At 58.3% G+C, this 18,753-nt stretch carries 18 protein-coding genes; 15 read left to right on the top strand and 3 right to left on the bottom strand.

Going from position 1 to position 18,753, the window contains the following annotated elements:
- Nucleotides 1–50: 50 nt before the first annotated feature.
- The 6 genes from smrA to ACESMB_RS02915 all read left to right on the top strand — a co-directional run bounded on the left by smrA (nucleotide 51) and on the right by ACESMB_RS02915 (nucleotide 4,010).
- Entirely contained in the window at nucleotides 51–629 is a 579-nt protein-coding gene (smrA, locus tag ACESMB_RS02940; protein WP_372926643.1) for a DNA endonuclease SmrA, read from the top strand.
- A gap of 42 nt (nucleotides 630–671) precedes the next feature.
- Entirely contained in the window at nucleotides 672–863 is a 192-nt protein-coding gene (locus ACESMB_RS02935) for a hypothetical protein (RefSeq protein ID WP_372926644.1), read from the top strand.
- 175 nt (nucleotides 864–1,038) lie between these two features.
- On the top strand, nucleotides 1,039–1,665 hold the full coding sequence (locus tag ACESMB_RS02930; RefSeq protein ID WP_372926645.1) for a methylthioribulose 1-phosphate dehydratase: 627 nt from the start codon (nucleotides 1,039–1,041) through the stop codon (nucleotides 1,663–1,665).
- A complete protein-coding gene (locus tag ACESMB_RS02925) occupies nucleotides 1,662–2,222 on the top strand; it encodes a 1,2-dihydroxy-3-keto-5-methylthiopentene dioxygenase (protein ID WP_372926646.1) in 561 nt (186 codons plus the stop codon). Before ACESMB_RS02930 ends, ACESMB_RS02925 begins: the two co-directional genes overlap by 4 nt.
- On the top strand, nucleotides 2,219–2,911 hold the full coding sequence (mtnC, locus tag ACESMB_RS02920; RefSeq protein ID WP_372970870.1) for an acireductone synthase: 693 nt from the start codon (nucleotides 2,219–2,221) through the stop codon (nucleotides 2,909–2,911). Before ACESMB_RS02925 ends, mtnC begins: the two co-directional genes overlap by 4 nt.
- A gap of 49 nt (nucleotides 2,912–2,960) precedes the next feature.
- Entirely contained in the window at nucleotides 2,961–4,010 is a 1,050-nt protein-coding gene (locus tag ACESMB_RS02915; protein WP_372970869.1) for a DUF3080 family protein, read from the top strand.
- A gap of 13 nt (nucleotides 4,011–4,023) precedes the next feature.
- Here the strand turns inward: ACESMB_RS02915 and ACESMB_RS02910 are convergent, their stop codons facing one another.
- The 3 genes from ACESMB_RS02910 to wrbA are packed head-to-tail and all read right to left on the bottom strand — an operon-like array spanning nucleotide 4,024 to nucleotide 6,842.
- Complete coding sequence (locus tag ACESMB_RS02910) at nucleotides 4,024–5,826, bottom strand: GspE/PulE family protein (RefSeq protein WP_372970868.1); 1,803 nt, start codon at nucleotides 5,824–5,826, stop codon at nucleotides 4,024–4,026.
- A gap of 13 nt (nucleotides 5,827–5,839) precedes the next feature.
- The gene (locus ACESMB_RS02905) at nucleotides 5,840–6,208 is read right to left on the bottom strand and encodes a DUF2069 domain-containing protein (protein WP_372926650.1); all 369 of its coding nucleotides are present in this window, start codon (nucleotides 6,206–6,208) and stop codon (nucleotides 5,840–5,842) included.
- Between the two features lie 28 nt (nucleotides 6,209–6,236).
- Complete coding sequence (wrbA, locus tag ACESMB_RS02900) at nucleotides 6,237–6,842, bottom strand: NAD(P)H:quinone oxidoreductase (protein ID WP_372926651.1); 606 nt, start codon at nucleotides 6,840–6,842, stop codon at nucleotides 6,237–6,239.
- 238 nt (nucleotides 6,843–7,080) lie between these two features.
- Here wrbA and ACESMB_RS02895 point away from each other — a divergent pair, with 238 nt between their 5' ends.
- The 9 genes from ACESMB_RS02895 to ispD all read left to right on the top strand — a co-directional run bounded on the left by ACESMB_RS02895 (nucleotide 7,081) and on the right by ispD (nucleotide 18,752).
- Nucleotides 7,081–7,491: a TlpA family protein disulfide reductase gene (locus tag ACESMB_RS02895; protein WP_372926656.1), complete on the top strand. Its 411-nt coding sequence runs from the start codon at nucleotides 7,081–7,083 to the stop codon at nucleotides 7,489–7,491.
- A 44-nt stretch (nucleotides 7,492–7,535) separates the two neighbouring features.
- Nucleotides 7,536–11,018, top strand: a complete 3,483-nt coding sequence (gene dnaE, locus ACESMB_RS02890; protein ID WP_372926652.1) for a DNA polymerase III subunit alpha — start codon at nucleotides 7,536–7,538, stop codon at nucleotides 11,016–11,018.
- 176 nt (nucleotides 11,019–11,194) lie between these two features.
- Nucleotides 11,195–12,148 carry an acetyl-CoA carboxylase carboxyl transferase subunit alpha gene (gene accA, locus ACESMB_RS02885; protein WP_372970867.1) on the top strand — a complete coding sequence of 318 codons (954 nt, stop codon included), beginning with the start codon at nucleotides 11,195–11,197 and terminating at the stop codon, nucleotides 12,146–12,148.
- Entirely contained in the window at nucleotides 12,132–13,493 is a 1,362-nt protein-coding gene (tilS, locus tag ACESMB_RS02880) for a tRNA lysidine(34) synthetase TilS (RefSeq protein ID WP_372970866.1), read from the top strand. The genes accA and tilS overlap by 17 nt, the downstream gene beginning before the upstream one ends.
- Nucleotides 13,494–13,581: 88 nt before the next feature.
- Nucleotides 13,582–15,210, top strand: coding sequence for a CTP synthase (locus ACESMB_RS02875; RefSeq protein WP_372970865.1), 1,629 nt, complete (start codon nucleotides 13,582–13,584; stop codon nucleotides 15,208–15,210).
- A 2-nt stretch (nucleotides 15,211–15,212) separates the two neighbouring features.
- Nucleotides 15,213–16,058 (top strand): 3-deoxy-8-phosphooctulonate synthase, encoded by an 846-nt coding sequence (gene kdsA, locus ACESMB_RS02870; protein ID WP_372970864.1) that lies wholly within the window; start codon nucleotides 15,213–15,215, stop codon nucleotides 16,056–16,058.
- A 202-nt stretch (nucleotides 16,059–16,260) separates the two neighbouring features.
- Nucleotides 16,261–17,556: a phosphopyruvate hydratase gene (gene eno, locus ACESMB_RS02865; protein WP_372926439.1), complete on the top strand. Its 1,296-nt coding sequence runs from the start codon at nucleotides 16,261–16,263 to the stop codon at nucleotides 17,554–17,556.
- 186 nt (nucleotides 17,557–17,742) lie between these two features.
- Nucleotides 17,743–18,015, top strand: a complete 273-nt coding sequence (locus ACESMB_RS02860) for a septum formation initiator family protein (RefSeq protein WP_372926438.1) — start codon at nucleotides 17,743–17,745, stop codon at nucleotides 18,013–18,015.
- Between the two features lie 38 nt (nucleotides 18,016–18,053).
- A complete protein-coding gene (ispD, locus tag ACESMB_RS02855) occupies nucleotides 18,054–18,752 on the top strand; it encodes a 2-C-methyl-D-erythritol 4-phosphate cytidylyltransferase (protein WP_372926436.1) in 699 nt (232 codons plus the stop codon).
- Nucleotide 18,753: the final 1 nt, after the last annotated feature.

The following is an 18,753-nucleotide window of genomic DNA, read 5'->3' as shown; positions in this document are numbered from 1 at the left end:
GGGGAGGCGAGTGGTAAAGTCCTTACAATACGACTGCAAATGATATCGACATGACGACCAAAGATGAGCGCCTGAGCTTTCTGGAGGAGATGAAGGACGTCCGTCGCATCCGGAAGCCCAACAAGGCCGACGTGAAAACACCGAAGGAACTGACGCCGGGGCACCTTGAACGGCAGCGGTCAGCCATGGATCAGCCACTCAAAGACCGTAACCCCTTGACTGCAGACATGGTGGAGCCTCTGACTGCCCATGATGTGCTGAGCTGGCAGCGCCCCGGTGTCCAGAACGGGGTATTTCGCAAGTTTCGCCTTGGCCAGTACCCCATTGAGGCGCGTCTGGATCTGCATCGCATGACTGTCGAGGAGGCGCGCAGGGAGGTGTTCGGGTTCGTAAACGACTGTGTGCGTTATGGGCTGCGATCGGTGATTATCCTTCATGGTAAGGGTGAGCGTAATCCGGATGGTATTGCCCAGCTCAAGAGTTACATCGCCAAGTGGCTTCCGGAACTGGATGATGTGTTGGCATTTCATTCGGCGCAGAAGCGCCACGGTGGCACTGGTGCCGTCTATGTCATGGTTCGCAAGGGCGACCGGGACAAGCAACGCAACCGTGAAATTCACGGTGCCTGAGAATTAACAGCCAAAACCGATGAAATCGGTGCGGAGGTAAGAGTGAAGCAATTGATGTTGGTACTTTTCGTGGTAGCGGCCTTGGCCGGGTGCAAGGACCGTGTTATCTGGAATGACAATGGCAAGGTTGAGGAGGCGACAACAGATCGTGAGGTCTGGAACTCCGAAGGAAAAATGGAAACCGGTGAGCGCAAGATCTGGACTGATAAAGACGGAAAAGACGTCGTGAAATAACGCTGTTGCGTTAGGGAAAAATAATGACTTAGCCGGGTGCCGGGCGCCCGAGGGGCATGATGGTTGATGGACAGGCGGTCTTCCGGACAGTTCGTCAGCATTTGCGGGTGGCCCGCCCATCTTTATAATGGAAACCATCAAGCGCTGAACCGGCGTGTCTCTTCAGAGGTGTCTTTTGTTTGACGTAACCCGCTTCGCCATTGCCGCGCAGTCCATCATTGATGCGGGCCGTTTCCTTTACAGCCAGGGCTGGTCGCCGGCCACCAGCAGCAACTACTCGACACGGATTGACGAAGAGCATATTGCTGTCACCGTCTCCGGCCGCCACAAGGGCCAGCTTGCCGCCGGCGATGTAATGGTGGTGGATCTGGCGGGGAACGCCGTCCATAGTGATGCCCGCTCATCCGCTGAAACGCAGCTGCACACGGTTCTGTACCAGACCTTTCCGGAGGTGGGCGCGGTATTGCATACCCATTCGGTCAAGGCAACGGTGCTGAGCCGGCTGTTACCGGCGGGAGCGGCGCTTAAACTGAAGGGTTACGAGTTGCAGAAGGCCTTCAACGGCGTTGATACCCACGAATCAGAACTGACGGTCCCGGTGTTTGATAACACTCAGGATATTGCCGCGCTGGCACAGCAGACCGGGGAATGGTTCAGGCAGCACCCGGAACAACCCGGTTACTTGATCCGCGGGCACGGCCTTTATACCTGGGGCAAGACCATGTCAGACTGCCTGCGCCACGTTGAAGCTTTTGAATTTCTCTTTGAATGTGAGCTTGAAACCATGAGGGTCCTCCGATGACAACCTTGAGCATTTTTGACCAGAGTGCGCCCGAATCCCCCCGTGTCGTTACCGAAGACGCCGGCAAGATTGCCAACCTTCTGGCGGAACACGGCGTGCGGTTTGAGCAATGGACCACCCGGGACTTGCCTGCGGATGCATCATCGGACGATATTCTTGAAGCCTACGCCGATGAGATCCGGGCGCTCAGGGAGGAATGTGGTTTCCAGGCGGCAGACGTGATCAGCCTGAATCCGGATAACCCCCAGAAAGACGCCTTTCGCAAGAAATTCCTGGATGAGCATGTGCACAGTGAAGATGAAGTGCGCTTTTTCGTTCGCGGCCAGGGGCTGTTCTACCTGCACTTTGGTGACCGGGTATACGCCGTTCTGTGCCAGAAAAATGACCTGATCAGCGTACCGGATGGCACCCGCCACTGGTTCGATATGGGTCCGGAGCCTGCGTTTACGTGCATTCGCCTGTTCACCAACCCTGAAGGCTGGGTTGCGGATTTCACGGGCGAAGACATTGCCAGCCGGTTACCCAGGTATGAACGACTGGCAGGAGCTACCGGATGATCCGCGTTATTCTTACCGACATCGAGGGCACCACAAGTTCGATCTCTTTTGTTCATGATGTGCTGTTTCCCTACTCGGCGCAGCACATGGCCGATTTTGTACGGGACGGCGAGGCAGACAGTAACGAGATCCGTGAGCAGCTTGATGCGGTGGCAGAGACCTCAGGTGTTGCCCGGGATGATATTGAGGGGGTTGTTAGCGTGCTGGACACCTGGATCCGTGAGGATCGCAAGGAGACGCCACTGAAAGCGCTCCAGGGCATGCTCTGGGAGCAGGGCTATCAACAAGGTGCCTTCCGGGGCCATATCTATGAAGACGCCGCCGAGTACCTTCAGCGCTGGCATGATCGGGGTCTGCGTCTGTTCGTATATTCTTCCGGTTCTGTGAAGGCACAGAAGCTGATATTCGGTTTTAGCGAGGCGGGAGACCTGACACCGTTCTTTTCCGGTTACTTCGACACTCGTATAGGCGGCAAGAAAGAACCGGAGTCCTACGGCAACATCATCAATGAACTGGGTGTCGAGCCCCGCACAGTATTGTTCCTCTCCGATGCGGAGGCCGAACTGCAAGCGGCCGAGAGCGCCGGTATGCAAACCGTCTGGCTGATCCGGGAGGGCAATATACCGGAAACCGGGCGCCCGGTGGCTAGGGACTTTGCGGACGTTGACCGGTTTCTGCTGAAACGCTGAATCATCCTCTGTGCCTTCTTCTCTCAATACCTCGTGAGCAGGAGGCCCTGTGCCTGAATTCCGAACACTGATCATCCCTGTTCTGTGCCTCTACCTGGCGGGCTGTGCTCCTGATTCCGGCGTTCCGGAGATGATGGATGATTATGTGGCTCAGGTGGCTGATGCCCTGGAGCTGAGCCCGGAGCTGTCTGAAATCGGACCGGTTTCCGGGATACCCCGCCGTCGCGAACGGGTTCTGGAGATGCCGGATCTCGATATGGGCATGCTGGATTTCCTGTCTCTTTACGGGTGTGAGCTGCAACATGTGGTGGGTGAGAAAAACTCCATCATGGGCAAGGTCATGCAGCCCCTGAACCGCCTGCGCTATGAAGCCCGCTTTATCCTTGCTGCCGAGGACTGTATTCCGGAAACTGGCCGGGATGGCGTCAAGGAGGATCTGGAAGAGGCTATCAAAAGCAAATCCGAAACACTGCCGGTTGCGGTGTGGAATGCTACCTGGGGCGTGGAAGAGGTGGAGCGGCTTTTCACCCTTTCACAAGGGCATTACCCCATGAACGGCGCTGATAATCCTGTTGCTGAACTGGCCAGTGACGTCGACAGGCTGAACAGGACCGTCAGGGGCCTGCTGGAGGGCGACATGGACGAGCCGCTGGATTACGTGGGTGAGGTTCATCAGCGCTGGCAGGCGGAGCACCGGGCCGGTCAGTTGCTGAACAGCGCAAGGTTGCTGACCACGCGGCTTGATGATGCCACGGCTCTTCTGGTTGAGAGGATTGAAAACGACCCGCTCTGCCCGGAAGAAGAGCGCAGTGCGTCTGCAGAAGCGCTCAGAGACATCTATGCCAACGGCTACGCCGGTAACGTTGAGCGCTACCTGGAGAGCATTGATCAGGCAAAAGAGGCGCTGATAAAGCCGTTTGAGACACTGGGGACACAACAGACGGAGACCATGCCGGATGCCTTCCAGGCATGGTACCGGCAGGCTCTGGACACCGAAAACTCTGCCAGCCTCTGGGGGCAGCTGGACCGGGCTGCCCTGGCCCATGAGCGGCGCTGGCAGCAGCTTATGGAGCAGTGCGGCGTTTCCGCGGATGCGTGAGGAGTGGGGTGGTTCAACGCTGGCTTTCGGGGGTAACCCGCAGGATTTCCTCTACGGTTGTGGAACCGGCTGACACTTTCTGCGCTCCGCTGAGCCGCAGCGATTTCATGCCATCCTTGTAGGCATCCACTCGCAGTTGTTCCAGCTCACACTGCTCGGTGACCTGCCGGATCAGATTGCCGGAGAGCTGCATGATTTCGTACACCCCTGCGCGGCCATAATAACCGGTATTCCGACACTCCAGGCAACCCACCGGGTGATAGACCTGTTTCGGGGTGGTTGCCTTCCACGGCCGTGTCAGGCTTTGCCAGGCCTGCTCGTCCACCGGCCCAGGTTCCTTGCAGTGGGGGCAGAGGGTTCTTGCCAGTCGCTGTGCCATCACTCCCAGCACCGTGGCACGAATCAGATAGGGTGGTATGCCCAGTTCCATCAGTCGGGTAATAGCACTGGGTGCGTCGTTGGTGTGGAGGGTGGACAACACGAGGTGGCCGGTCAGGGCTGCCTGCACCGCCATTTCAGCCGTTTCAAGATCGCGGATTTCGCCAATCATGATGATATCCGGGTCCTGTCGCAGCAGTGCCCGCACGCCGGAGGCAAAGGTCAGCTCGATATTGGTCTGGACCTGCATCTGGTTGAAGGCCGGTTCCACCATCTCGATCGGGTCCTCAATGGTGCAAATGTTCACCTCGGGCGTGGCCAGTTGCTTGAGGGTGGAATAAAGGGTGGTGGTCTTGCCGGAACCGGTCGGGCCGGTGACCAGTACGATGCCATAGGGACGGTCGGTAATACCCTGCCAGCGCTCCCGGTCCTCCTTCGAGAAGCCGAGCTGTTCGTAGGATTTCAGCAGCACCTCCGGGTCAAAGATCCGCATCACCATTTTCTCACCGAAGGCGGTGGGCATGGTGGCCAGGCGCAGTTCCACTTCGCTGTTATCCGGTTTGCGGGTCTTGATGCGACCATCCTGGGGGCGGCGTTTTTCCGCCACGTTCAGCCGGCCCAGGATTTTCAGCCGGCTGGTGACTGCCATGCCAACCTGGTCAGGAAATTCGTAGACGTTGTGCAGCACCCCGTCGATGCGGAACCGCACCTGGGTGACGTTTCGCCGCGGCTCAATATGAATGTCGGACGCCCGTTGATCGAAGGCGTATTGCAGCAACCAGTCGACAATCTTGACCACATGCTGGTCGTTGGCATCCGGACTCTCGCTGGCACCCAGGTCCAGCAGTTGTTCAAAGTTCTGAGCGCCGGCGGGGTTGGCAGATTTGTTGCCGCCGGCCTTGCTGACGGAGCTGGCGAGCTGGTAGAACTCGACCGTATAACGGCGGATATCCTCCGGATTGGCGACCACCCGGCGAATGTCCTTGCGAACCGCCTGGCGCAGGTTGCTTTCCCAGTCGCTCTTGAAGGGTTCGGTACTGGCAACCAGCACCTCATCTTCGCCGATTTCAACCGCGAGGATGCCGTGCCGCTGGGCAAAGGCGTAGGACATGACCCGCGCAATGGCCGGCGTGTCTATCTTCAACGGGTCGATGTGGTAGTAGGACTGTTCTGCCCAGTCGGCAAGCCACTGGGTAAGCTTGTCCAGGTCCAGGGTCCGGCCTGTTTGCTGGCTTTCCAGGCCGGCCTTGGCCACCAGTTCGAGCGGGTGGCGCTGGGTGGTTGGCCCGGTGCCACCTGTCAGGGTGCCAATGTTTGCAGACAGCACCCGTTCGGCGTCTTCCTGGGTAATTTCGCCACTGGTCACCAGGGCGGTACAGATATCCCTCAGGGTGAGGGTGCTTCTGTGGGGCGCTGGTGGGTGGGTGCTGTCGGCCATTGGGTGATTCCTGTCAGGTTTCTGAAACCGATTGTTTGCGATTCACCTTAAGATGGACCATGGCTACTGTAAACAGCAGGAATGTGAGCACCGTCAGTATGATGGGAGCAATCGCACCTTCGCTGAGCCATGCGGAAACCACATAGCGGGTGAAATAGAAAATCACCACAAAGCTCACCCAGATGTAACCGCGGTTACTGCCCCTGAAAACCGGCACGGCAAAAGCCAGTAGCGGGATAAGCTTGATGCTGAGCATCAGCGTTACCGATACGCCTTCCGTCTGCACCGGGTAAAAGGTGGTAATCACCAGAGCTGCCAGGGTTGCCAGATAGAGCGCAATGGTCAGTCGGGCTGTAATGCGTGCTTTTGGATTGTGAAGCATTCGGGATTCCGTTGTTGAGGATTGGTTGTCATTCGATAAGTTTTACGGCAAGCCGGCCGAGGCGTTCACCAAAAGCCTGGCAAATGGCTTTTTCGTGGTCGGTGACGGCCTGCTGGTCTCCGGTGCCGGCCCAGTGAGATGGGCCATAGGGGGTGCCGCCGGAAGAGGTCTCGCTGAGGGCTTTTTCCGAGTAGGGTACTCCGCACAGGACCATGCCGTGGTGCAGAAGTGGCACCATCATGGTCAGCAGGGTGCTTTCCTGGCCGCCATGAAGGCTGCCGGTGGAGGTAAAGGCACCGGCCGGCTTACCGGACAGGGTGCCGTTCAGCCAGAGATCCCCGGTACTGTCGAGAAAATACTTCAGCGGCGCGGCCATATTGCCAAAACGGGTCGGGCTGCCGATGGCCAGGCCCGTGCAGTTCGCCAGATCTTCCTTGCTGGCATAGGGAGCCCCGTCGTCCGGAACCGCTGCAAGGGAGGCTTCCGTATCCGGCGACACGCTCGGTACCGTACGTATTCTGGCAGCAATGCCTTCCACCCGGGACACGCCCCGGGCAATCTGGTTGGCCATCTCGGCAGTCTGGCCGGTGCGGCTGTAATAAAGCACCAGAACATAGAGGGAATCGGAAGCCATCGCCTGTCTCCGTTCAAAGAATGTTGAGGATGTTCTCGTGAAGGCGGCCCGTGATGTGGAAAATTCGGGTCGGTTCTGTCATGGTTCTCCCTCTTTCCAGATCAGGTATACCGCAAGAATGTGCGAGCGCCGTAGTCTAACAGGAGGTCTCCCTGTGCAATACCCTGCCGGCTATCCGGTTGCCAGGTCCCCAGCAGCGATGCGTTATTCCACCAGGGCATACGGTATCGGTATTATAATGGCCCTGTTAATGCTGGCGGGCTGCCAGAAACAGGAGTTTGAAAAACCGGACGGTTCGGTACTGGACTGGGAAAGCCTGCGCGGCCACTGGGTGCTGGTTAACTATTGGGCGGAATGGTGCAAACCCTGCCTGGAGGAAATCCCGGAGCTGAATGAACTCGACCGGTCCTCCGCGATTGTGGTTCTGGGTGTAAACTTCGATGATATCCGGGGCCAGGAGTTGACAGACCTGGGCGACAGAATGGGGATCCGGTACGGAATGTTGAACGAAGACCCCGGGCCGGAATTTGGCTGGGAAACCCCGGTAGCCCTTCCGGCAACTTTCGTTGTCGACCCTGACGGAGAACTCGTCGAGGCCCGTTTCGGCCCACAGACCGAAGAAGATATCAAAGAACTGATCGGGCGCTGAATCTGCCTCGGTCCGGAATCATCAAGCAGGAATACCCCGGCACTATGTCACAGACCTTTGTCCACCTCCGCGTGCACTCCGAATATTCCATGGTAGACGGGCTGGTACGGGTAAAACCACTGATCAGTCGGGTAGCTGAACTGGGCATGCCAGCAGTTGGCCTGACCGAACAATCCAACATGTGCTCCCTGGTTCGTTTCTATAAAGCCGCCATGGGCGCCGGGGTAAAACCTGTTATTGGTGCGGATCTTTGGATCGAGAACCCTGAAGAGCCGGACAACCCTTTCAGAATCACCCTGCTTGCGCGCGATAATGTTGGTTACCTGAATCTCACCGAAGTTGTGTCTCTCGGTTATACCGAAGGTCAGCGTTTCGGTAAGCCGATTATTCAGCGTAAATGGCTGGAAAGCCGTCGGGAGGGGCTGATAGCCCTTTCCGGAGCTCGGATGGGCGATGTCGGCAAGGCACTGATGGCTGGCAAGCCGGAGCTTGCACGGCAGCGCGCCGAATACTGGATGAAGCTCTATCCCGAATCGTTCTATCTGGAACTGCAGCGTACCGGTCGGCCTGGCGATGAAGACTGTCTGCATCTGAATATTGAGCTGGCGGAATCGCTTTCCTGCCCGGTGGTCGCCACCAATGACGTCCACTTCCTGCACGCAGATGATTTCGAAGCCCATGAGGCCAGGGTCTGTATTGGCGAGAGCCGGACTCTGGATGATCCCCGCCGAGACCGGCGTTTCAGCGATCAGCAGTACCTGCGCAGTGCCGAAGAAATGGTCGAACTGTTCTCGGATATTCCCGAGGCGGTGGAAAATACCGTTGAAATTGCCCGCCGGTGTTCCGTCCAGGTTCGCATGGGGGAGTATTTCCTGCCCAATTACCCCATCCCCGATGGCATGACCATCGATGAATACTTCCGCAAGGTGTCGGAAGAGGGGCTGGAAGAACGGCTGGCAAAGACCCTGAGCAAGGATGATCCGGAATACGACACGAAGCGCGAAGCCTACTACACGCGACTGAATTTCGAGCTGGACATCATTACCCAGATGGGCTTCCCGGGGTACTTCCTGATCGTAATGGACTTCATCAAGTGGGCCAAGAACAACGGCGTCCCGGTGGGTCCGGGCCGGGGTTCCGGTGCCGGTTCGCTGGTGGCCTATGCCCAGTTGATTACCGACCTGGATCCGCTGGAATACGATCTGCTGTTCGAGCGCTTTCTGAACCCGGAACGGGTATCCATGCCCGACTTCGATGTGGACTTCTGCATGGAAGGCCGCGACCGGGTGATTGCCTATGTGGCGGAGAAATATGGCCGTGAGGCGGTGTCCCAGATCATCACCTTCGGCACCATGGCCGCCAAGGCGGTGGTTCGCGATGTGGCGCGGGTGCAGGGCAAGTCCTACGGGCTGGCGGACAAGCTGTCCAAGATGATTCCCTTCGAGCCGGGCATGACCCTGGAGAAGGCACTGGAGCAGGAGCCACAACTGGTCGAGTTCCTGGAAAACGACGAGGAAGCCCAGGAAATCTGGGAAATGGCCCTGAAGCTTGAGGGGGTCTGCCGTAACGCTGGCAAGCACGCCGGTGGTGTGGTGATTGCACCCACCAAGATTACCGATTTCTCGCCGCTGTATTGCGACGACGAGGGCGGCAGCCTGGTAACCCAGTTCGACAAGGGCGACGTGGAAGACGCCGGCCTGGTGAAGTTCGACTTCCTGGGCCTGCGAACCCTCACCATCATCGACTGGGCCCTGAAAATGATCAATCCCCGCCGGGAAAAGCGGGGTGATCCGGCACTGGATATCAACGAAATTCCGTTGGACGACGTGCCGTCGTTCGATATGCTCAAGAAAGCGGAAACCACGGCGGTGTTCCAACTGGAATCCCGGGGCATGAAGGACCTGATCCGGCGCCTGCAGCCGGATTCCCTGGAAGACATGATCGCCCTGGTTGCCCTGTTCCGTCCCGGCCCGCTGCAGTCAGGCATGGTGGACGACTTTATCGACCGTAAGCACGGCCGGCAGCCCATGTCTTTCCCGCACCCGGACTATCAATACGATGGCCTGAAGCCGGTTCTGGAGCCCACCTACGGGGTAATCCTGTACCAGGAGCAGGTCATGCAGATTGCCCAGGTGATGGCGGGCTATACCCTCGGTAACGCCGACATGCTGCGCCGGGCCATGGGCAAGAAAAAACCCGAGGAGATGGCCAAACAGAAGCAGTTCTTCCTCGACGGCTGTGAAAAGAATGGCATCGACAAGACGCTGGCGGAAAACATCTTCGATCTGGTGGAAAAGTTTGCCGGCTACGGCTTCAATAAGTCCCACTCGGCCGCCTACGCCCTGGTGTCTTACCAGACCCTCTGGCTGAAGGCTCACTATCCGGCCGAATTCATGGCGGCGGTGCTGACGGCGGATATGCAGAACACCGACAAGGTGGTCACGCTGGTGGAGGAATGCCGCAGCATGGGCCTGGAGCTGCTGGTGCCGGATGTCAGCCGTTCCGAGTATACCTTCACGGTGAACGATGACGGCGCCATTGTGTATGGCCTGGGCGCTATCAAGGGCCTTGGCGAAGGCCCGATCCAGAGCATCCAGGCCGGGCGGGCGAATGGAGAGCCTTACCAGGACATCTTTGATTTCTGCCGTCGTGTGGATCTGAAAAAGGTGAACAAGCGTGCGATGGAGGCGCTGATCCGCTGTGGCGCCATGGACAAGCTGGGTGCCGGCCGGGCGCAGTTGATGGCCAGTATCGACAAAGCCATCCAGCAGGCGGGCCAGCAGTCTCGCAACGAATCCGTGGGTATGACAGACATGTTCGGCGACATGCTGATGGGTGGCGAAGACGGTGACCCCTATTCCGATGTGGCCAATGTGCGGGAATGGCCGGAGAAGGAGCGCCTGAAGGGTGAGAAAGACACCCTGGGCATTTATCTTACAGGCCACCCCTTCGACGAGTACGAGAAGGAAGTGCGGCGGTTTGTGCGCTCATCCATTGCCGACCTCAAGCCGGCGCGCCAACCCCAGCGTGTTGCGGGCCTGGTAGTCGCCCAGCGATCCATGAAAACCCGTACAGGCTCAACGATGGCCTTTATCACGCTGGATGATCGCAGCGCCCGTATCGAGGCCACCCTGTTCTCCGAAGCATTTTTCGAGAACCGGGAGTTGCTGCAGTCCGACCAGGTGATCGTGGTCGAGGGGCAGGTCAGCCACGATGACTACTCCGGCCAGATGAAAATGCGGGTCAACTCGGTGATGGATGTGGGCACCGCCCGCCAGCAGTTCAGCCGCGGGCTCAAGCTTGCCATTCACGCGGACCAGCTCCAGAACGGACTGCTGGACAAGCTGGACTCCACCCTGAGGCCCTTCCGTTGCGAAGGTAGCCCGGTGTGGATCGAGTACAGCAGTGACGATGCCAGTACCCGTATTGAGCTGGGTGAATCCTGGCGTGTGCAACCGGACGATGATCTTTTGCTGGAGCTGAAATACCTGGTAGGCGACCAGTCCGTAGAACTGGTCTATGATTGATAGTGTCCGGCAAGGTTCATCCCGGCTGTGGCGGGTGCTTTGAAATATTACGTTTTTGTCAGAAAGCGGACTCATACCAAGGTCCGCTTTAGCCATCGCCCGGGCGCTGCTATCTTTGTCCAAAATTCTGGTTTGGCGACTTACATTCTCGCCTTGCAAGCAAATGATGGAACATCATGAACCCTAACTATCTGGATTTCGAACAGCCTATAGCCGACCTTGAAGCCAAGATTGAAGAGCTTCGGATGGTGGGTAACGATACCGACATCAACATCACCGACGAGATCAGCCGGTTGCGCAAGAAGAGCGTGAGCCTGACCGAAAGCATCTTCTCGGACCTCAAGCCCTGGGACGTGTCACGGCTGGCACGCCACCCGCGCCGGCCCTACACCCTTGACTACGTCGAAATGATCTTCGATGACTTCGACGAGTTACACGGTGACCGTCGCTATGCCGACGACCAGGCCATCGTTGGCGGAACTGCGCGCCTGGAGGGCAAACCGGTGATGGTGATTGGTCATCAGAAGGGCCGGGAAGTGCGCGACAAGGTAAAGCGAAACTTCGGCATGCCCCGTCCCGAAGGGTACCGCAAGGCACTGCGTCTGATGGAGATGGCCGAACGTTTCCGTATGCCGATCCTGACCTTTATCGATACACCTGGCGCGTATCCGGGCATCGGTGCCGAGGAGCGTGGCCAGAGTGAAGCGATCGCATTCAACCTGGCAGTGATGTCGCGCCTGAAGACGCCGATTATTTCCACGGTCGTGGGCGAGGGCGGTTCCGGTGGCGCCCTGGCGATTGGTGTGTGCGACCAGCTCAACATGCTGCAGTATTCCACCTATGCGGTTATCTCGCCGGAGGGCTGCGCCTCTATCCTCTGGAAGAGCGCGGAGTTCGCATCCCAGGCGGCAGAGGCCATGGGCGTCACCGCAGACCGCCTTAAGGATCTTGGCCTAGCGGATAACGTGATTACCGAACCGCTTGGCGGAGCCCATCGCAACCCGGAAAAAATGGCCGAATCCCTGCGGGCGACACTGAGCAAGGGCATTACTGAGCTCAGCCGTCTGCCCACGGAAGAACTGGTGTCCCGCCGCTATGAGCGGTTGACCCGATATGACACGGGCCGGTAAACCCGGCTTCGGATCTGACTGGCCGGAGGCCCTCTGTGCCCCGGTCAGGAACCTGCCCTCTCATTCGCGCCTGCGCGTCGCACTCAGCGGTGGAATGGACTCTGTTCTGCTTCTCCATGTTGCTGCCGCATTGTACGCCGGTACCGGCCGGTTGCGGGCAGTTCACGTCAACCATCAGTTACAGCCCAATGCGGGGCAAACCGAAGTTTTCTGCCAACAACTGTGCCACAGGCTCGGCGTGCCCCTCGACATCCGGCGGGTGGTCGTTGCTGCCGGCGAAAACGGCGGGCAGAGCGCCGGTGGCGGCATTGAAGAAGCCGCGCGGAATGCCCGCTACCGGGTTTTCCAGGAAGTCCTGGCCCAGGATGAGCTGCTGTTGGTGGCCCACCATGGCGATGATCAGGCAGAAACGGTGCTGTTCCGGTTGTTGCGTGGAACAGGTGTCGCCGGCCTGGGTGGCATGCCGGGCTCGCGACCCCTGGGCCGCGGGTTTTTGTATCGGCCGATGCTGGATTTCAGTCGTGATGAACTGCAGGCCCGCGCCATTGAAAATGGCATCGATTGGGTAGACGACCCCAGCAATACCGACGAACGATTGGATCGTAATTTCCTTCGTCTTTCCGTCATGCCGTTGCTCAAGGCGCGCTGGCCGTCATTGCTAAGCCGCGTCCGACACAGTGCCGACTCCTGCCGTGAGAGCGATGAGCTCGCGGGGAAGCTGGCAGAGCTCCGCTGGCAAGAGTGCGCTGATGACAGGGGTACGCTGAACGTAGACGCATTGGTGAAACTGAGCGTGGCAGAGCAGAAAAATCTGCTCCGCTGGTGGATCAGGCATCAGGATCAGGAGCCGCCGGCAATGGCTGACTGGCCTCAGGTGTTGAATGATCTGCTCAATTCACCGCAGGACCGTGAGCCGGAGATGCGGGGCCCTGGCTTTGTGGTGCGTCGATACCGGGGGCGCCTCTACGTCGTACCTGACCGGCTGCCGCTGCCCGCGGGTAAATCCGCACTGGTTCCGGGTCAAGAGCTGGTATGGGGAGAATGGCGATTGAGGCTGGTCGCGGCAGACAATCGCAAAACACCGGCACCGGAAATACGGATATCTACGAGGGCAGGGGGCGAGCGCCTGCGGCCAGACCCGAACGGTCCGTCGAAAACCCTCAAGAACTGGTTGCAGGAAAAAAATGTTCCACCCTGGGAGAGAGCCCGGCTGCCGCTGCTTCTGGAGGTGGAAAACGGCGATAAAGAAATGGTCGGGGTTGGCGACCTGTGGCTTTCCGGCAAATACTGTGGGGAGGCCCCGGTCAGTGGCTGGCGCATTATTGTGGAGCGGGAATGTAATTGAGAAGGGTAGGCCTTTCTGGTAGTCTGGCCTCCCATCTTGAGATGATAATCTCCCTCCTTCACCGAACCAGACAAATCACGGAATTTGCATGACGCGTTATATTTTCGTCACCGGCGGTGTCGTGTCCTCCTTGGGGAAAGGTATCGCATCGGCCTCTCTGGCAGCGATCCTGGAGGCACGCGGCCTGAAGGTCACTATTCTCAAGCTGGACCCATATATCAACGTGGACCCCGGCACCATGAGCCCGTTCCAGCACGGTGAGGTATTTGTCACCGAAGATGGCGCGGAAACGGATCTGGACCTGGGGCACTATGAGCGGTACATTCGCACGCCGATGTCTCGCCGGAACAACTTCACTACCGGCCGTGTTTACGAAGAAGTGATTCGTAAGGAGCGCCGTGGTGACTATCTCGGCGGTACCGTTCAGGTGATTCCCCACATCACTGACGAGATCAAGCGTCGTGTGGTTGAAGGTGCATCCGGTGCCGATGTGGCACTGATCGAGATCGGCGGCACTGTGGGTGACATCGAATCGCTGCCATTCCTGGAGGCCTGTCGCCAGTTGAAGGTGGAAGTCGGGCCCCAACGCGCGCTGTTCATGCACCTGACCCTTGTTCCGTACATCGCCACCGCCGGCGAGATCAAGACCAAGCCCACCCAGCACTCGGTGAAGGAAATGCGCTCCATCGGCCTGCAGCCGGATATTCTGCTGTGCCGGTCCGAGCACGAAGTGGACGCCAGTTCCCGTCGTAAGATTGCGCTGTTTACCAACGTGGAAGAGCGGGCGGTTATCCCGCTGCAGGATGCCAAGTCCATCTATGCCATCCCGCGCATGCTGCATGAATTCGGCCTCGACCAGCTGGTTATTGAGCGTTTTGGTCTCGACGCCAGCCCGGCGGATCTGAGCGAGTGGGATGCGGTGGTCGAGTCCCTGATGAACCCGGACCATGAGATCACGGTTGCCATGGTCGGCAAGTACATGGAACTGCTGGACGCCTACAAGTCCCTGATTGAATCCCTGCTCCACGCCGGCATCAAGACCCGCACCAAGGTGCGGATGAACTACATCGACTCCGAAGACATTGAGCGTGACGGCACCGGTGCACTGGAAAGTGCTGACGCCATCCTGGTTCCTGGTGGCTTTGGTGAGCGTGGTGTGGAAGGCAAGATCCGCACTGTGCAGTACGCCCGGGAAAACAAGGTGCCTTACCTGGGCATCTGCCTGGGTATGCAGGTTGCTGTTATCGAGTACGCCCGTAACGTCGCTGGCCTGAAAGACGCCCACAGTACTGAATTCCGCGAACATACGCCGGAGCCGGTGGTGGGCCTCATTACCGAATGGCTGGATGCCAGCGGGGAGAAGGAAGAGCGCACCGAGGCGTCTGACCTTGGTGGCACCATGCGCCTGGGCGCCCAGGATTGTGTGGTGGCTGAAGGCTCCACGATCGCCAACTGCTATGGCCGCAAGACCATCCGCGAGCGCCACCGTCACCGCTTCGAGGTGAACAACCATTTCCTGCCACAACTGGAAGGCGCCGGCCTGAGAATTTCCGGCCGTTCAACCGATGGCAAACTGGTGGAAGTGGTGGAAGTACCCGATCATCCCTGGTTCGTGGCCTGTCAGTTCCATCCGGAATTTACCTCCACTCCCAGGGACGGCCACCCGCTGTTCAAGGGTTTTGTCGAGGCAGCTCTGGCCCGTAAAAAGGAATCCTGATCATGGCGCAAAGCACGGTCAACGTCTCCGGCATCCAGGTCGCCAACGACAAACCGTTCGTGCTCTTCGGCGGTATGAACGTGCTGGAATCCCCGGAAATGGCCATGGAAGTGGCCGAGGCTTATGTCGAGGCCACCAGCAAGCTCGGTATACCTTACGTATTCAAGGCATCCTTCGACAAGGCCAACCGATCTTCCGTGCACTCGTTCCGTGGTCCCGGCCTGGAGAAGGGTCTGCAGATCCTGGCGGACATCAAGGGCAAGTTCGGTGTTCCCATCATCTCTGACGTACACGAGCCTGCGCAGGCCGCACCCGCGGCAGAAGTCTGCGACATCATCCAGCTGCCCGCCTTCCTGAGCCGCCAAACCGACCTGGTGGTGGCAATGGCGGAAACCGGCGCCGTCATCAACATCAAAAAAGCCCAATTCCTGGCGCCCCAGGAAATGAAGCACATCATCAAGAAGTGCGAAGAGGCCGGCAATGACAAGGTGATCCTGTGCGAGCGGGGTAGCAGCTTCGGTTACAACAACCTTGTCGTGGACATGCTTGGTTTCGGCATCATGAAGTCGATGAATGTGCCGGTGATGTTCGACGTGACTCACTCTCTGCAGATGCCGGGTGGTCGTGCTGATTCGGCCGGGGGGCGCCGTGCCCAGGTTACCGAACTGGCCCTGGCGGGTATGTCCCAGGGTCTCGCCGGTCTGTTCCTTGAGGCACACCCTGATCCGGACAAGGCCAAGTGCGACGGTCCCTGCGCTCTTCGCTTGAGTCAGTTGGAGCCGTTCCTGACCCGGGTAAAGGCCGTCGACGATCTTGTAAAAAGTTTTGAGCCTATCGACACCGCCTGATTGGCGGTGTTTGTTTTTTGAAGTAGGGGGGGAGTAAGAGCGAGCGGGTATGGCTTTCCGAAACTGTGCGGAGCCATGGATGGCGGAGCTCAAGCGTCACATGGATGTGCTTGAGCGTGTTTCGGAAAGCCATACCCGCTCGCGTCCATGAAACTCAGAACCAATAACCTTCTAAACATTGAACATACGGAGATTTGGACGAATGACCAAGATTGCCAACATTAAGGGCCGTGAGGTACTGGATTCCCGTGGGAATCCGACGGTGGAAGCAGACGTTATCCTCGAAGATGGAACGCTGGGTACGGCATGTGCACCGTCTGGAGCTTCCACCGGTTCACGTGAAGCTCTGGAGCTTCGGGACAAAGACGCCAATCGGTATCTGGGAAAAGGCGTACTCAAAGCCGTTGAAGCGGTAAATACTAAAATCCGCGAGGCTTTGATTGGTAAAGATGCAGCCGACCAGCGTGCTCTCGATAACATCATGCTGGAGCTGGACGGCACCGAGAACAAAGCCAATCTGGGCGCCAATGCGATTCTGGCGGTTTCACTGGCAGCCGCCAAAGCCGCTGCTGCGTCACTGGGCAAACCGCTGTACGCGCACATTGCCGACCTGAACAGCACTTCCGGCAAGTACAGCATGCCGGTGCCGATGATGAATATCCTCAACGGCGGCGAGCATGCCGATAACAACGTTGATATTCAGGAGTTCATGATTCAGCCCGTAGCAGCCAAGTCGTTTGCCGAGGCGCTGCGTATTGGTGCGGAGATTTTCCATGCGCTGAAGAAGGTTCTCAACGGTAAAGGCCTGAGTACGGCGGTGGGTGACGAAGGTGGTTTTGCGCCGGACCTGCCTTCCAACGAGGGCGCCCTTGCGGTGATTCAGGAAGCGGTGGAGAAGGCCGGTTACAAGCTGGGTACCGATGTAACACTGGCTCTGGACTGTGCGTCTTCCGAGTTCTACAAGGATGGCCAGTACCAGCTGTCCGGTGAGGGCAAGTCCTTCGATTCCGCCGGTTTTGCCGACTACCTCGCGGGGCTGTGCGAGCGTTATCCGATTGTGTCCATTGAGGACGGCATGGACGAGAGTGACTGGGACGGCTGGAAGGTGCTGACCGAGAAGCTGGGCGACAAGGTGCAGCTGGTCGGCGACGACCTGTTCGTTACCAACACGAAAATCCTCAAGCAAGGGATCGACAGGAGCATTGCCAACTCCATCCTGATCAAGTTCAACCAGATCGGCAGCCTGAGCGAGACTCTGGACGCCATAAAGATGGCCCAGGACGCAGGCTACACGGCGGTGATCTCCCACCGCTCCGGTGAGACTGAGGACACTACCATTGCCGATCTTGCGGTCGCCACCTGTGCCGGACAGATCAAGACCGGGTCCCTGTGTCGCTCTGACCGGGTTGCCAAGTACAACCAACTGCTCCGTATTGAAGAAGCACTGGATGGCAGTGCGCCCTATCGCGGGCTGAGCGAGATCAAGGGCCAGGGCTGAATGTCCTGACACCCTGATTGCCTGCCGGGCAGGACGCTGGCGGGTGAAAACCTGAAAAGGCCATTGTGGTTTTGAATTTTGGAAGCCCGATGGCCTTTTTGTACAACTGGTTAGCAGAACTTGTTGCTAAACTACACTAAGGTCTATACTGACTGTCCGGTTGTTGCATCGTAAACGGAATTTGCAATGAAGTTGCTCTGGTCCATCATGATTATTCTTGTTCTCCTGCTGCAGGTGCGCCTGTGGGTCGGGGAAGGCAGCTTTGCCCAGGTCTGGGGGCTGGAGAAGGCCATTGCCGAGCAGCGCGATGAAAACGCCGAGCTGGCTGTCCGCAACGAACGCCTGTATGCCGAAGTCCGCAATCTCCGAGGTGAGAAGGGTGCGGTCGAGGAGCGGGCTCGCATGAATCTGGGACTGATCCGTAACGATGAAACCTTTTTCCTGGTGGTTGAGCAATAGGCAACCGCACGCAGGCCCTTTCAAAGCCGACCACGTTCATGAGTAAACCCCGCTACTGGCTTATTGTTCCCGCCGCAGGCTCTGGCCAGCGCATGAAGGCTGACTGTCCCAAACAGTACCTGCGATTGAACCAGCGTTTCATCATCGATATTACCCTTACCCGCTTGCTGGATAATGCCGTTTTTTCCGGATGTATGGTGGCCACAGGGCCCAATGACCGGTGGTGGTCAGAAACACGGGCCAGCAAGGATCGTAGGATCAATACCTGTATCGGTGGCGCCGAACGCGCAGAGTCAGTGCTGGCGGCCCTTGATGCGTTGTCCGACCGTGCCAGTGACGAAGACTGGGTTCTGGTCCACGACGCGGCCCGTCCCTGCCTTGATCCCGATGATCTGGTACGTCTGATATCGGAACTGGCGGATCATCCGGTCGGAGGCCTGTTGGCGACCCCGGTGGCGGACACCCTGAAGCGAACCGGGCCAGGGAGTCATGACGTTGAGGCAACCGTTGATCGCCGTAATCTCTGGCGCGCACTGACACCTCAGATGTTCCGTTTCCTGGCGCTGAAGCAGGCTCTTGAAAGCGCCATTGATTCAGGATATCCGGTCACCGACGAGGCCTCCGCAATTGAGTTTGCCGGGCAGATACCCTGTATCGTGGAGGGGCGACCGGATAACATAAAGATTACCGTACCCGCTGATCTGGCCCTCGCCGGTTTTATCTTGGAAAGGAAGTAAC

The sequence above is a fragment of the Marinobacter sp. genome, from assembly GCF_041686475.1.
Lineage (GTDB): Bacteria > Pseudomonadota > Gammaproteobacteria > Pseudomonadales > Oleiphilaceae > Marinobacter.
Note: the sequence above shows the minus strand (reverse complement) of the source record. Positions and strands in the feature narration are given on the sequence as shown.